The 13299-nt window shown below is 33.4% G+C and carries 11 protein-coding genes; 6 read left to right on the forward strand and 5 right to left on the reverse strand.

Annotated elements, in window-relative coordinates:
• Window positions 1–81 precede the first annotated feature (81 nt).
• The 4 genes from JC605_RS03300 to JC605_RS03315 form a co-directional block, all read right to left on the reverse strand.
• Window positions 82–1149, reverse strand: a complete 1068-nt coding sequence (locus tag JC605_RS03300) for an efflux RND transporter periplasmic adaptor subunit (protein WP_198854861.1) — start codon at window positions 1147–1149, stop codon at window positions 82–84.
• A 12-nt stretch (window positions 1150–1161) separates the two neighbouring features.
• On the reverse strand, window positions 1162–2496 hold the full coding sequence (locus tag JC605_RS03305; protein WP_198854862.1) for a TolC family protein: 1335 nt from the start codon (window positions 2494–2496) through the stop codon (window positions 1162–1164).
• Between the two features lie 93 nt (window positions 2497–2589).
• Window positions 2590–3189 (reverse strand): TetR/AcrR family transcriptional regulator, encoded by a 600-nt coding sequence (locus JC605_RS03310; protein WP_198854863.1) that lies wholly within the window; start codon window positions 3187–3189, stop codon window positions 2590–2592.
• 108 nt (window positions 3190–3297) lie between these two features.
• The gene (locus tag JC605_RS03315) at window positions 3298–3819 is read right to left on the reverse strand and encodes a YceI family protein (protein WP_198854864.1); all 522 of its coding nucleotides are present in this window, start codon (window positions 3817–3819) and stop codon (window positions 3298–3300) included.
• Between the two features lie 320 nt (window positions 3820–4139).
• Between JC605_RS03315 and JC605_RS03320 the strand changes: the two genes are divergently transcribed.
• The 4 genes from JC605_RS03320 to JC605_RS03335 all read left to right on the forward strand — a co-directional run bounded on the left by JC605_RS03320 (window position 4140) and on the right by JC605_RS03335 (window position 8392).
• Window positions 4140–5654, forward strand: coding sequence for a matrixin family metalloprotease (locus JC605_RS03320; RefSeq protein ID WP_198854865.1), 1515 nt, complete (start codon window positions 4140–4142; stop codon window positions 5652–5654).
• Window positions 5655–5798: 144 nt separating this feature from the next.
• Window positions 5799–6773: a polyprenyl synthetase family protein gene (locus tag JC605_RS03325; protein WP_198854866.1), complete on the forward strand. Its 975-nt coding sequence runs from the start codon at window positions 5799–5801 to the stop codon at window positions 6771–6773.
• 66 nt (window positions 6774–6839) lie between these two features.
• Window positions 6840–7193: a hypothetical protein gene (locus JC605_RS03330; RefSeq protein WP_091490550.1), complete on the forward strand. Its 354-nt coding sequence runs from the start codon at window positions 6840–6842 to the stop codon at window positions 7191–7193.
• Between the two features lie 74 nt (window positions 7194–7267).
• Window positions 7268–8392 carry a SprB repeat-containing protein gene (locus tag JC605_RS03335; RefSeq protein WP_198854867.1) on the forward strand — a complete coding sequence of 375 codons (1125 nt, stop codon included), beginning with the start codon at window positions 7268–7270 and terminating at the stop codon, window positions 8390–8392.
• 24 nt (window positions 8393–8416) lie between these two features.
• Here the strand turns inward: JC605_RS03335 and JC605_RS03340 are convergent, their stop codons facing one another.
• Window positions 8417–8968: a hypothetical protein gene (locus tag JC605_RS03340; RefSeq protein ID WP_198854868.1), complete on the reverse strand. Its 552-nt coding sequence runs from the start codon at window positions 8966–8968 to the stop codon at window positions 8417–8419.
• 116 nt (window positions 8969–9084) lie between these two features.
• Between JC605_RS03340 and JC605_RS03345 the strand changes: the two genes are divergently transcribed.
• A complete protein-coding gene (locus JC605_RS03345; RefSeq protein WP_198854869.1) occupies window positions 9085–11859 on the forward strand; it encodes a 2-oxoglutarate dehydrogenase E1 component in 2775 nt (924 codons plus the stop codon).
• 86 nt (window positions 11860–11945) lie between these two features.
• Window positions 11946–13184: a 2-oxoglutarate dehydrogenase complex dihydrolipoyllysine-residue succinyltransferase gene (odhB, locus tag JC605_RS03350; protein WP_198854870.1), complete on the forward strand. Its 1239-nt coding sequence runs from the start codon at window positions 11946–11948 to the stop codon at window positions 13182–13184.
• The last annotated feature ends 115 nt before the right edge of the window (window positions 13185–13299 follow it).

Here is a 13299-nt window from a genome sequence, read left to right on the forward strand (position 1 = left end):
TTTGCTGTAGGCTATACGCTATAGGCTTTAGGCATTTTTAAAATGCTTAAAGCTTTATGGCTTACTGCTTAAGGCTTAAAATTATTTAATAATTTCTACTTTATTTCCGTCTTGTAGGTTGATTTGACCAGTAACAATTACAGTTTCTCCGTCATTTAAACCACTAATGATTTCAACTTTATCTCCTAAAATTCTTCCAGCCACTACTTTTCTTAATTTAGCAACACCGTTTTCTACAACAAATATTTCGTTACTGCTTACACTTCCAACAAAAGCATTTCTAGGAACAACTTTCAAGTTTTGTTTTTGATTTTTAGCTCCAAAGTTTGCAGTTCCGTACATACCCGCTTTTAAGTCGTTGTTAGCATTGTTTGTAATTTCTATTTCAACTGGGAAATTTAAAGAAGCATCTGCTTTTGCAGCGATGAAAGTAATTTTTCCGCTAAATGTTTTATCAGGATAAACACTTGCAGTAATGTCTACACTGTTTCCTAATTTTAAACTAGCAACTTGTCCTTCATTTACAGTAACTGTTAATTTTAATTTAGAAACATTTACAATGTCAAATAAAGCAGTTGCAGGCATTCCAGTTAAAATAGAACCTGGCTCTATATATTTTTTATTGATATATCCGTTAATTGGAGCTTTTACTCTTGTATCTCCAACATTGATTTTAGCTTGAGTATAATTAGATTGCGCATTAGTTAAAGCTAATTTTGCTTGATCTAATTGTTGTTTTGTAACACCACCTGTTTTAAAAGCATTTTCATATCTCGCATAATCAGATTTTGCATTTTGATATGCTGCTTCTGCTGCTTGAGCGTTTACATTAATAACATCGCCTCTCATTGTCAAAAGAGTTTGTCCTACTCTTACATAGTCACCTTCTTTTGCTAAAACACTAATTACTTTTCCTGATTTTTCAGCAGAGAAAGTCAATTCTTGAATTGGTGCGAAGTTTCCGTTTGCAGTAAAACCTAAATTAACATCTTCTGTTTTTACTGTCGCTACTTTTACAGAAACCGCTGCATTTTTTTCTGCTACAATTGCAGTTTTAGCTTCGTTTTCTGCTTTATTTTTATTTAAAATGTAGTTAATCCCGACAAAAGCCACGACTATGATTACGATTGTTATAATTATTTTCTTCATTGTAATAATTTGTTATTTAGTAAGAGATTTTAGTTCGCCTTTCGATTTGATTAGAGATATTTCGGCAATTTTATAATTTAAAACCGCTCTTGTAAAGTTATTTTGAGCTTCAAGCGATGCATTTTCTGCGTCTAGCAAATCGGTTAAAGATGCTAAACCTTGAAGATAATTGTTTTTGGTATTGCTTAGAATTTCAGTTGCCAAACGCATGTTTTCTCTCTGATTTTCAATAGTCACAAGATTATTGTTAATCTGCGTCATTGCATTTCTATAATCTAAATCAAGAGAAAGTTTAGTGTCTTTGATATCTTCTTGTAGTTCTCTAATTTGAACATCTGCCTGTCTTACTTTAGCACGAGTTCCAAAACCAGTAAAGATTGGCACATGTAAGTTTAAAGCAATAGCTGAGAAATCTGACCAATAAACTCCTTTTTCTGGTTTTGCAAACCAAGGCATTTCTGGTCCTTGCCCGATATAATTATAACCTGCAGATAATGAAAGTGTCGGATAATAACCCGCTTCAACAGCTTTTTTATTGAATACTAAAAGCTCTTCTTGTTTTTTCAAAAGCAAATATTCTGTTCTGTTTTCAATATTTGGCTCTTGTGTTAAAGCAGCTGGTACAACTTCAAATTCTTCTTTTGGCATAACGATTTGAGTTTCTATAGGCATACCCATATAAAACTTTAATGCATTTTCCTGTAACTCAATCTGATTTTTAACCTGCTGGCGATCTGTATCAATGTTAGACATTTTTACGATAATACGATCTAAGTCAATTTTTTTAGCTAAACCGTTGTTAAACTGCCCTTGAACAATATCACGAACTTTTTGAGTATTTACATAGTTGCTATCTAAAAGAATAAGTCTTTCTCTTTGTACATAAACTGAATAGTAGTTATTTGCAACTCTTTCAATAACTTGTTCTTCAGTTAACTGATCATTTATTTGATAAAACTCACGTGTAGTTTTTGCTGCTCTCAAACCTGTAAAAACAGATTGATCAAATATGGCTTGAGTTAAAGAAAGTCCAGCAGTCGATGTCCATTTTTGACCAAAAGCTGCCTGAATAGTAGTTCCTGGCGCACCAAAAGCTGCTCCATCAATAACTGTTGTTTGAATTACTGGATTATAAGTAAGACTTCCGTTTGCACTAATTTGTGGTAAAGCTCTCGAACGTATTTCTTGAATTTGGTACTCACTATTTTCAATCTGAAGTTTTGCCTTTTTTGCATCAGCTTTATTTTGAAGTGCATAATTGACCGCGTCTTTCAGAGTTAAAGTAGTGGTTTGTGCGGCGGCAGATAAGCCTATTGTACACAAAACTATAAGAAAGATTCTTTTCATAAGTAGTTAATATTTATTTTAAAAATTTGAGATGGCATCGTCATTTTATCTTTTACAACTCTCTAGAATAAATGACGACAATTTGGATAATAATTAATTTCTAATTTTTTTTAATTGCTTTTCTAATTCCTCTACTCCTTTTTCAGTCGCCATTGCACGAGTATGATACTCTAAGGCTTCCAACTCTATTCTTTGCGCTTCACTTTCAGAAACTGTATTTTCGTTTATATGAAAAACCAGAGTGTAATAAAACTTAACATAAACCTCTACATTTAAGTCACTTCTATAAAGTCCCTCACGAATTCCTTTTTCAATATTATCTCTAAAACATTGTGTACACTGATCAATTTCGAAAGACAAAATGTTCTGATAAATTTCTGGATAATGTTTTTTTAACTGATAGATTGGCGAAGTGTCAATGTTGTTTTTAAACATATCACGAAACATTTCTCTAATCTCAAAATTCTCATGAATAGCATTGTAATTTTTAGCAATAATAGTATCCATGATTTCGTGCACTTGGCCATGAACCAACGATGTGCTCTCTTCAATTAGAACTTCTTTGTTACAGAAATATTTGTAAATCGTTTTTTTCGAAATACACATTTCGCCCGCAATGTCGTCCATTGTAACACTCTTAAAACCAAGCTTTAAAAACAATTCGCTTGCTTTTGCTATAATCTTCTCTTTCATTTTAAATTCTCGAATTGCCTTACAAATATACTCTGGAAACTAAAATCAAAAAAATAGTTTCCGATATATTTGTAATAATTTTACATTAATTTATTGGTTTAGTAAGATTTATATTGCAAACTCTAAATTTGCAATAAGTTTAATCTCTTTACCCAAAGCAGTTCCTGAAGAATGATTAAAAGAATTGAAATCTAAACCAAAGTCTTCACGTTTGATATTTCCTTTAATTTCAAAAGCCACTTTCTTTTCTCCGTTATAAATATTTTCTCCTAGAAATTCAGCATCCAATTCAACTACTCTTGTAATATCTTTTATGGTCAAATCTCCTTTGAAGAAATTAATATTCTGATTTACTTTTTGAAATGAAGTCGATTTAAAACTTATAATGGGATGCTCATCTTCTTCAAAAAAATCTTGAAGTTGTAAATAAGCGTCTATAGATTGGAAACTTTCATTTTTGTTATTGATATCTAATGAGAATTCGACAGAAGCGTCTTCAATCTCATTGTCTTCAATATTCACATACCCATCAAATTTATTTGCATCTCCTCCCAAATAAGCAGTTCTTGATCGTCTCATTTTCAATAAAACATCTGACTGACTAGAATCTAAAGTCCATTTTGTTTTCATAAATACTTGATTTAATTGAGTTTATAAATCTTTAAAACCCTCAGTGGAAACTTTTACAGTGTTCTGAGTTTCCATTTTAACGCTGCAAATATAGACAGGAAACCCTGAATACCAAAAAAGTTTCCAAGTTTTTTACAAAAAATTTTAATCAAATCAAATCCAGTGTTTTTACAACGATTCATAACTGTTAAAAATCGTCGTTTATCTATAACTATCTGACAATGTAGATTTAATACTATTATTTGTTAAAATAATACTACAAATCTTACAGCAATACGTATAATTTTAGCGCAACTATTTAACCCTAAAAATTTTACATTATGAGAAAAAAAATTACTTTACTTCTATTCTGCATTTTCGGTATCTCCCAGATAAATGCGCAGATTTTGTATGATAATGGCCCAATAGACAACAATCCAAGTTTTAGCCTTGACGGAAGAAAATGGGATCATACCAATCTTACCTACTTTTTTGAAAATGGGACAAATGATATTGCAGGAACAGATGAAAAAACTGCTTTGGTGCAAGCAATGCAAGTTTGGTCAAGTGTTACAAGTTTGACTTTTACGGAGGTTACGAGTGCAGCAAACGCCGATATTGTCATTAAATGGGCCGTTGGAGATCATGGAGATGGAGCACCTTTTGATGCTGTAAATGGTGTTTTAGCGCATGCTTTTTTCCCTCCACCAAACGGAGCATATGCTGGAGACTTACATTTTGACGACTCTGAAACTTGGACAACAAGCGTACAATACACATCTTCGCAGCCTATAGATTTGGTTACAGTCGCCATTCATGAATTAGGACATTCATTAGGATTACAACATAGCAATGTACCAGGAGCAATCATGTATGCGTATTATAATGGATCGCAACGAACATTGTCAACCGATGATATACAAGCTATTAGTGCAGTTTACCCTAAAATTTATAGTTTATATGGAGGCAATCCCGTTTGTGGTTCGCCATCTCAAACTTTTGTTGGCCTGACTCCTTCTCCTCCTGCTGGAAGTTCTATAGTTTGGAGCACATCGCCAAATCTTACAATTGCTATGACTTTACCTCCAAACACACCAAATACAGCACAAATAAACGTACAAAGCACTGTAGGAAATACTTATCAAACAGGAACAGTAACAGCAACGATCAACGGAGTTCAAACCATAACAAGAACTGTAGATATAGGAGAAAAACCTCTTTATTTTGGCACAAAAAAAACCGCTACAACTGATTATACCGAATATTGCGACAATACATACCATTATGTTCCTATAGACATTGTTAATTCAGATAATACAGTAAGTTATAATTACACATTTGGAAATTTCTCTACTGGAATTAGCAATCCCGGAATTACTTATACTCAAATCAATTCTAAAAGATATCTTTTCAAAATCCCATTAAGCAAAATTCCATCTGGAACTTATCCTGTTTTTAGTTTCTCTGTTACTACCAATACAACCTGTACTGGTGTTCCGTACACAATTTACGGACAAGTGGTAACCTTAAGTTCTTGCAATGGTACATTTGCGGCAAAAACAACTGCAGAAACTTCAGCAATAGAAACGTCTACAATACAATCTGAAGATCGTGTCACTATTTACCCAAATCCTGCGACAAATATTTTAAACATTTCCGTTAGTAATTCAAAAAACAATATTGCTAATGCTAAAATTATTGGTAAACTATATGATTTAAATGGCAGTGAGCTGACACAAATTTCTATTTTAAGCAATACAGCTTCGCTCGATGTAAGCAAATTCAAAAAAGGAATTTATATTTTAAAAGTTGACATTAACGGCGAAATTGAAAGCCATCAAATTATCATTCAATAATATCCCGAAAAGACGCCTTCAAATTCTGAAGGTGTTTTTTTTCTTAAGATTATCTCCCAAAAAGAATCTTGATTAAGATTTTCATTTCAATCTCATAATTCATATTTGAATTGTATCTTTGGGGCACGAAATCAGAAATTCATTATGCACGATATAAGTCAGTACCAAGATTTTTTCATCAATTATCTAGAAAGCCAAAACATACATAAAGAGCCTAAAAATCTTTACGAACCTATAGAATATATTTTAGGACTTGGCGGAAAACGTATACGTCCGGTTTTAACTTTAATGGCAGCCGAGGTTTTTGATACTGATTATTTAATTGCACTTCCCGCAGCAATGGCGGTTGAAGTTTTTCATAACTTCTCGTTAGTTCATGATGACATTATGGATGATGCGCCTTTAAGAAGAGGTCAAGTTACAGTTCATGAAAAATGGGATTTAAACACTGGTATTCTTTCTGGAGATGCAATGCTAATTTTAGCGTATCAATATTTTGAACAATACGAACCAATAGTTTTTAGAAATCTTGCAAAATTATTCAGTAAAACAGCACTTGAAGTTTGCGAAGGTCAACAATGGGATGTAGATTTTGAAACGCGTAAAGACGTTACGATTTCTCAATATCTTAAAATGATTGAATATAAAACTGCGGTTTTGGTTGCCGCTGCCATGAAAATGGGTGCAATTGTAGCTAAAACTTCTGAAAAAGAAGCTGACTTAATTTACGATTTCGGATTAAATTTAGGATTGGCTTTTCAACTTCAGGATGATTACTTGGACGCTTTTGGAGATCCTGAAACTTTTGGAAAACAAGTTGGCGGAGATATTATAGAGAATAAAAAAACGTATTTATATCTAAAAGCCTTGGAGTTTTCTTCTAAAGAAAAAGCTTCAGAATTAGAACAATTATTTACTTTACAATTAGAAGATAATTCAGAAAAAATAGAAACTGCCAAGACTATTTTTAATGAATCTGGAGCATCAAAAGCTACTCAAGAAGCAATCGAAATGTACACTTTTAAAGCTTTTGAAACTTTAGAAAAAATGAATATAAATACCGAAAAGAAAGATGTTTTGAGAACTTTTGGCGAAAATTTAATGGGACGAAAAGTCTAGTTTTCAGCATTCAGTGTCAGTATTCAGTAAAAAATCTACAATCATCAATCTAAAATCAAAAATATCATGTTTGTAGCACCGGTAAATACAGAATCTTTGTTAGCACAAGCGCAAGCAGAGACTTTATATTTGAATCTTATCGAACAGATTAATAAGGATTTTAATTTGGCAAATGAAGGAATTGATTTTCCGTTAAGCATTTCGCCTGACGAATTAAAAATTCAGCTCCACGAAAAAATCTATCGAATGATTCAGTATAAATTTGCTGAATATTTAAATCTATTATACATCATTGACGTTCCTGAAAACGAAATCAAACAGCTCGACGGATCTGATTTAGTTATTCTTGCTGAACAAGTTGCCTTTCTGATTTTAAAAAGAGAATGGCAGAAGGTTTGGTTTAGAAATTATTATAAATAAGGTTCTTTTTTCAAACGCATTATTTCTTTTATTTAAAAAAAAGAATAATATTTGTCAGATAATTTCTTAAATCTATGAGAAAAATTACGCTGATTTTATCTTTCTTTCTTTTTCTAATAATATCCTGTTCTTCAGAAGATTCTCCTGTCACACCAGAAAAACCAACTCCTGAAGAAACAAAACCTTTAACTGCAACTTTCACACAAGTTGATGTTGCCGTTTATGGCGCAAAAACAGGCTCAGTAACCATTACTCCTGCTGGAGGAACTCCACCTTATACCATTACACCATTACAAACAGAATTGGCTGCTGGAGATTATACTTTTACCATAAAAGACAGTAAAGGACTAACAACAACTGTAACGGCAAAAATTTTACAGCCTAAAGCCACGCTTCCACAATCGTCTTTACTTAGACCTGCTGTTAAAAACATCAATAAAAATACTGTAGCTTCAAAAACGAAAGCAGTTACAAAACATTTAGTTCAATCAATTCAATACAAAAAAAGCGATTATAAAATTGACGAAACTTCAGATTACTCATTAACTGATAATTTATATTCTGATAATGAAAATACCCTTAACACAAATACACCTAAAGGAGACGTTAGAAATTATATTTATAATAATGCAGGACAATTAACTCAAATTGAAATTCAAAAAGGTCCAGAATCAATGGGATCTTCTGGAATTGAATTTTCTTATGAATATGACAGCAATGGAAATGTCATAAACAACAGCACTCCATATACATATGAAAATGGTTTAATTACTAAAGTTTTAATTGATAATTATTTAACTGTCTACAACTATGATTCTGAGCAAAGAGTCACTAAACGAACAGGAAAATTAAATGCGTCTACTTTTGAATATACTGATACTGAAGTTAAAGAAACCCGATATGAAATTATTGAATCATTAGGCGAAGTTGCCAATGGAAGAGTTATTCTCACAAAATACGACAAAACAAAGGCTGGTATCTATAATAACGAACCTTATTATAAAATCGCTACTACTTTTTCATCTTTGTTAGGCCAGACATTGCCAAATCCTTATCTACATATTATTGAACAATCTATAGTTGACAATGGTATTACGCAAAAAACACAATCGTTCAAATATTTTTATGATGCAGAAGGTTATTTGATAAAAGTAGATGATGGCGAGTTTGTAACCATTTACATTTATCAGCAAATCTAGAAAATAGAATTTTAGTAACTTAGATTAAAAATATACCCTCACAAAAGGCATAAATCCAGAACCGTAAAGGCTTTTATTAGGATTATATAAAACGTCATAACGAGCACCAATTGTTACGTTTTTTGTTCTATAACCTGCTCCAAGATACAAAGCAGTATTCCAGTAACTATCTGAATACGATGGGAAATTGTAGGTGGCTTCATATTGGGTATCAACTCTTACTTGTTCCAATTCAGCTGATAACTGGATTTCCGGAATAGGATTTACTAGACCAATAAGACTACCTCCCCAAACGAAAGATTCGTAATAATTTTTTTGATATAAATAACCAAATTGAAGGCCTGCTCCTACAGCTACAATTTCGTTGATATTGTAAATAGCGCTTGGCATTACAGAAACATTAGTATATCCTGAACCAAATCCGAGACCTAATCCACCTCCAAACTGAACCTTATCCCAAAAATGATTACTGTTGTCTATAACATATTTTTGTTGTGCAATACTATAACTTGAAAATAAGACGGCCAAAATCACAAAAAAATATCTGCAATCGATTGAAAATTGAATTTTATTCATAGTTAACGTTTATTTTAACAAATTTTTACGTAAAAGTACGTAAAAAAAAGATTTAAATAAATGTGATTGTTGTACTTTTGCCTTTCTATATAACAAAAAGTATATTCACTCATATTATGGATAGGTTTTCATTTTTAAACGCAGCGCATACCGAGTTTTTTGCACAATTATACGATCAATATTTAGTAAACCCAGACAGCGTTGAGCCTAGCTGGAGAAGTTTTTTTCAAGGTTTTGACTTTGGACAAACAACTTATAACGACGAAAACCCTGTGCAAACTATCGTTGAGTACGTGACTAGCGATAACGCAGACTGTAGTTTGGTTTCAGAAAAACTGCAAAAAGAATTCAATGTACTAAAATTAATTGACGGATACCGTACGCGCGGGCATTTATTCACAAAAACAAATCCTGTTCGTGACCGTAGAACTTCATCTCCGACCTTGGATATTGAAAACTTCGGATTATCTGCAGCAGACCTTTCAACTGTTTTTGATGCTGCACAAACAATTGGCATGGCGCCATCTTCTTTACAAGATATCGTAAATCGTCTTAAAGCTATTTACTGCCAGCATATCGGTATTGAATATATGTATATTAGAAATCCTGGCGTTGTAAAATGGATTCAGGATAAATTGGCTGTCAATGTTAATCAGCCTAATTTCTCTACAGAAGAAAAGAAAACAATCTTAAATAAATTAAACGAAGCTGTTTCTTTTGAGAATTTCCTTCATACTAAATATGTTGGACAAAAACGTTTCTCATTAGAAGGTGGAGAATCTATCATACCAGCTTTAGATGCTTTGATCGAGCAAGCTGCTGAGAAAGGTGTTGAACAATTCGTAATGGGAATGGCTCACCGTGGTCGTTTGAACGTTTTGGCAAACATCTTCGGAAAATCGACTCAAGATATCTTTGGTGAGTTTGACGGAAAAGATTACGATCAAGAATATTTTGACGGTGACGTAAAATACCACTTAGGTCTTACTGCCGACAAAAAAACAAGATCTGGAAAAAGCATCAACATCAATTTAGCACCAAACCCTTCTCACTTAGAAACTGTTGGAGCTGTAATTGAAGGTATTACAAGAGCTAAACAAGATAAATATTATGCTGATGATTTCTCTAAAGTATTGCCAATCGCAGTACACGGAGATGCTGCAATCGCAGGTCAAGGTATTTTATATGAAATCATTCAAATGGCTCAACTTGATGGTTACAAAACTGGAGGAACAATCCACATTGTAATCAACAACCAAGTTGGATTTACAACAAACTACTTAGACGCTCGTTCTTCTACTTATTGTACAGACGTTGCTAAAGTAACTTTATCTCCAGTATTACACGTAAATGCTGATGATGCAGAAGCTGTTGTACACGCTGTATCTTTTGCATTAGATTACAGAATGCAATTTGGACGTGACGTATTTATTGACTTATTAGGTTATAGAAAATACGGACACAACGAAGGTGATGAACCTCGTTTTACACAACCTGTTTTATACAAAATCATTGCTAAGCATAAAAATCCAAGAGACATCTACGCAGATAAATTACTTTCTGACGGCGTAATCGATGCTTCTTATGTTAATGCTTTAGAAAAAGAATATAAAGCTAGATTAGAAGAAAACTTAGAAGCTTCTCGTAAAAAAGACTTAACAATCATTACTCCATTCATGAAAAACGAATGGGACGGATTTGTTCAGGTAACAGATACGCAAATGCTTCAAAAAGTGGATACTACTTTTGCTAAAGAAGGATTAGATTCTATCATCAATACAATCTCAACTTTACCATCAGATAAAAAATTCATCAACAAAATCAGTAAAATTGTTACAGATAGAAAAGCTGGTTATGATAACAATACTATAGATTGGGGAACTGCAGAAGCATTGGCTTACGGTTCACTTTTAACAGAAGGATTTGATGTTCGTATTTCTGGACAAGACGTTGAGCGTGGTACATTCTCTCACCGTCACGCTGTTGTAAAAGTAGAAGATTCTGAAGAAGAAGTAATTTTATTAAATGCTATTGAAAACAAAAAAGGAAACTTTGGCGTATTCAACTCGCTTTTATCAGAATATGGTGTTTTAGGTTTTGATTATGGATATGCATTAGCAAACCCAAAAGCATTAACAATTTGGGAAGCACAATTTGGAGATTTCTCTAACGGAGCTCAAATTATGATTGACCAATACATTTCTTGTGGCGAAGATAAATGGAACAACCAAAATGGTATTGTGATGTTATTGCCTCATGGATATGAAGGACAAGGTGCAGAACACTCTTCTGCAAGAATGGAGCGTTATTTACAACTTTGTGCAAGACACAACATGTATGTTGCAGATTGTACAACGCCAGCTAACTTCTTCCACTTGTTAAGAAGACAAATGAAAACGAATTTCCGTAAACCTTTGGTAGTTTTCTCTCCAAAAAGTTTATTGCGTGATCCAAGATGTGTATCTACAGTTGAAGAAATCGCAAGCGGAAGTTTCCAAGAAACAATTGATGACAACACAGTAGATAAAAAAGGTGTAAAAACTTTAGTTTTTGTTACAGGTAAATTCTACTATGATATTGTAGCAGAAAGAGAAAACAACGGAAGAAATGATGTTGCAGTGGTTCGTATCGAACAATTATTCCCTTTCCCTGTAGATCAAATCAAAGAAATTATTGCACAATATCCAAATGCTGATGATTATGTTTGGGCGCAAGAAGAACCTAAAAACATGGGAGCTTACAGCTTTATGTTAATGAATTTTGATCTTGTAAAATGGAGATTGGCTTCATTAAAAGCATATTCTGCTCCAGCATCTGGAAGTTACACACGTGCAAAACGTCGTCATGCAGATGCTATTAGAATGGTATTCGATAAAAACTTATTTAGATAATTAAAAAAATAATTGTTTCAAGTTTAAAGTTTCATGTTACACAAAGCCTGAAACTTTAAACTGACTAAACTTTAAACAAAAACAAGATGATTTTAGAAATGAAAGTCCCATCACCAGGGGAATCAATAAAAGAAGTTGAAATTGCAACTTGGTTAGTAAAAGACGGAGATTATGTAGAAAAAGATCAGGCTATTGCTGAAGTTGATTCAGATAAAGCTACTCTTGAATTGCCTGCTGAAATGAGCGGTGTAATTACACTAAAAGCTGAAGAAGGTGATACAGTTGCAGTAGGTGCTGTAGTTTGTTTAATTGATACAGATGCTGCTAAACCAGCAGGAAGCGCTCCGGCAGCAGCTGAGGCTCCAAAAGCGGAAGCTCCTAAGGCAGAAGCACCAAAAGCTGAGGCTCCAAAAGCAGCTCCAGCTCCAGCAGCAGCGCCAAGTTATGCAGCGGGAACTCCATCTCCTGCAGCAAGAAAAATATTAGACGAAAAAAATATTGCTCCAGCTACAGTTTCAGGAACTGGTAAAGGCGGAAGAATTACTAAAGAGGATGCTGTAAATGCAGTACCTTCTATGGGAACTCCAACAGGAGGAAGCCGTGGAACTGAGCGTACAAAATTATCTATGTTACGTCGTAAAGTAGCAGAAAGACTAGTTTCAGCTAAAAATGAAACTGCTATGCTTACTACTTTCAACGAAGTAAACATGACACCAATCAACCAAATTCGTAATGAATACAAAGATGCTTTCAAAGCTAAACATGGTGGTTTAGGCTTAGGTTTCATGTCATTCTTTACAAAAGCAGTTACAAGAGCTTTAGAATTATATCCAGATGTTAACTCTATGATGGATGGTGATTACAAAATTGCTTATGATTTTGCTGACATCTCAATCGCAGTTTCTGGACCAAAAGGATTAATGGTTCCTGTTGTTCGTAATGCTGAACTTTTAACTTTCCGTGGAATTGAAGCTGAAATCAAAAGATTAGCTTTAAGAGCTCGTGATGGTCAAATTACAGTTGACGATATGACTGGAGGAACTTTCACAATTACAAATGGTGGTGTTTTCGGAAGTATGTTATCTACTCCAATCATCAACCCTCCTCAATCAGGAATCTTAGGAATGCACAACATCATCGAGCGTCCGATTGCTGTAAACGGAAAAGTTGAAATTCACCCAATGATGTACGTTGCACTTTCTTACGATCATAGAATCATTGACGGACGTGAGTCTGTTGGTTTCTTAGTTGCTGTAAAAGAGGCTTTAGAAAACCCAGTAGAATTATTGATGAATGGCGACGCTAAACGTGCTTTAGAGTTGTAATTTTTAAAGTAATTTTTGACAATAATAAAAACCTGTTCATTAATTGAGCAGGTTTTTTTGCTTAAGATTGGCTTAATTTTAGCTTAAGTTGTTAATTTTTTGAAAAAATGTAAAT

This window comes from Flavobacterium sp. IB48, from assembly GCF_016405855.1.
Classification (GTDB): Bacteria; Bacteroidota; Bacteroidia; order Flavobacteriales; family Flavobacteriaceae; genus Flavobacterium; species Flavobacterium ginsengisoli.

Excerpts from the sequence above, each read along its gene's own strand:
- JC605_RS03300 (WP_198854861.1), bottom strand. The coding sequence starts at position 1,149 with ATGAAGAAAATAATTATAACAATCGTAATCATAGTCGTGGCTTTTGTC.
- JC605_RS03305 (WP_198854862.1), bottom strand. The coding sequence starts at position 2,496 with ATGAAAAGAATCTTTCTTATAGTTTTGTGTACAATAGGCTTATCTGCC.
- JC605_RS03310 (WP_198854863.1), bottom strand. The coding sequence starts at position 3,189 with ATGAAAGAGAAGATTATAGCAAAAGCAAGCGAATTGTTTTTAAAGCTT.
- JC605_RS03315 (WP_198854864.1), bottom strand. The coding sequence starts at position 3,819 with ATGAAAACAAAATGGACTTTAGATTCTAGTCAGTCAGATGTTTTATTG.
- JC605_RS03320 (WP_198854865.1), top strand. The coding sequence starts at position 4,140 with ATGAGAAAAAAAATTACTTTACTTCTATTCTGCATTTTCGGTATCTCC.
- JC605_RS03325 (WP_198854866.1), top strand. The coding sequence starts at position 5,799 with ATGCACGATATAAGTCAGTACCAAGATTTTTTCATCAATTATCTAGAA.
- JC605_RS03330 (WP_091490550.1), top strand. The coding sequence starts at position 6,840 with ATGTTTGTAGCACCGGTAAATACAGAATCTTTGTTAGCACAAGCGCAA.
- JC605_RS03335 (WP_198854867.1), top strand. The coding sequence starts at position 7,268 with ATGAGAAAAATTACGCTGATTTTATCTTTCTTTCTTTTTCTAATAATA.
- JC605_RS03340 (WP_198854868.1), bottom strand. The coding sequence starts at position 8,968 with ATGAATAAAATTCAATTTTCAATCGATTGCAGATATTTTTTTGTGATT.
- JC605_RS03345 (WP_198854869.1), top strand. The coding sequence starts at position 9,085 with ATGGATAGGTTTTCATTTTTAAACGCAGCGCATACCGAGTTTTTTGCA.
- odhB (WP_198854870.1), top strand. The coding sequence starts at position 11,946 with ATGATTTTAGAAATGAAAGTCCCATCACCAGGGGAATCAATAAAAGAA.